General features: G+C 57.8%; 1 protein-coding gene. It reads left to right on the top strand.

Annotated elements, in window-relative coordinates:
* Positions 1-63 precede the first annotated feature (63 nt).
* Positions 64-1,217 (top strand): IS3 family transposase gene (locus tag WH367_RS24315; protein WP_339538002.1). Its coding sequence is split into 2 segments (ribosomal slippage): positions 64-313 and positions 313-1,217, totalling 1,155 coding nucleotides; the frame shifts between segments, so codons are not numbered across the junction.
* Positions 1,218-1,235 lie beyond the last annotated feature (18 nt).

Raw genomic sequence — 1,235 nt, 5'->3', positions numbered from 1 at the left:
TGAATCGCCCCGGGTTTCCTAGACACCTCTGAGCCTCAAATCTGAGGCCCAATAGGAGGTGCCATGACGAACAAGCAGCCTTACCCCGAAGAATTCAAGATTGAAGCGGTCAAGCAGATTACGGAGCGAGGCCACCGCGTGGCCGATGTATCCGCACGGATCGGCGTGAGCCAGCACAGCCTGTACAAGTGGATCAAGCTTTATGCAGTGCCCGCACCTGAGCGGCAGGCGCAGGCATCTCAAACCGAGGAGTTGCGGCGACTAAAGGCCGAACTTAAACGAGTGACCGAGGAGCGCGACATCCTAAAAAAAGCCGCCGCGTACTTTGCCAGGCAGTCCGGGTGAGGTACGCATTTATCGAGCGCCATGAGCAGGAGCACAGCGTGCGGCGCATGTGCAAGGTAATGCAACTGCACCCCAGTGGCTACTATGCGTGGAAGGCGACACCGCAGAGTCCGCGGGCCAAGGACGACCAAAGGCTGCTGGGCTTGCTCAAGCTGGCATGGCTCGAGAGCGGTGGTGTTTATGGCTACCGCAAGCTGACATTGGATATGCGTGACCTTGGAGAGCGCTGCGGCAAGCATCGCGTGGCACGGTTGCTCAAGCTGGAAGGCTTGCGTTCGCAGACGGGCTATGGCCGAAGGCCAGGAGTGCGTGGTGGAAAGCCAGCCTTGGTTGCCCCCAATCACTTGCAGCGCCACTTTAAGGTGGCCGAACCCAATCAGTCCTGGGTCACAGACATCACCTACATCCGAACCCACGAAGGCTGGCTGTACCTGGCCGTTGTGATCGATCTGTTCTCACGTCAGGTGGTGGGTTGGTCCATGGGCAGTCGTATCGATACGGATCTGGTGCTGGATGCTCTGCTGATGGCATTGTGGCGACGTAAGCCAAATGCATCGGTCCTGGTCCATTCCGACCAAGGCTGCCAGTTCACAGGCCACGAATGGCAAGCCTTCCTGCGGGACCATAATCTAGTCAGCAGCATGAGTCGACGCGGCAACTGCCATGACAATGCTGTGGCGGAGAGCTTCTTCCAACTGCTCAAACGTGAACGCATCCGACGTTGTATCTATACGACCCGCAGTGACGCGCGAGCGGATATCTTTAACTACATCGAGATGTTCTACAACTCGCAGCGCCGTCATTCGTCGGCAGCAGGGCTATCGCCCATCGAGTTTGAACAGCGCCATTCCCAACGGCTCAAGAGTGTCTAGCCAAGTCGGGGCGATTCA

Origin of the sequence: Comamonas sp. MYb21 (assembly GCF_037479395.1) — a bacterium.
In the GTDB taxonomy this organism is placed as follows: Bacteria; Pseudomonadota; Gammaproteobacteria; order Burkholderiales; family Burkholderiaceae_C; genus Comamonas.
This window is presented reverse-complemented; position numbering and strand designations above follow the sequence as displayed.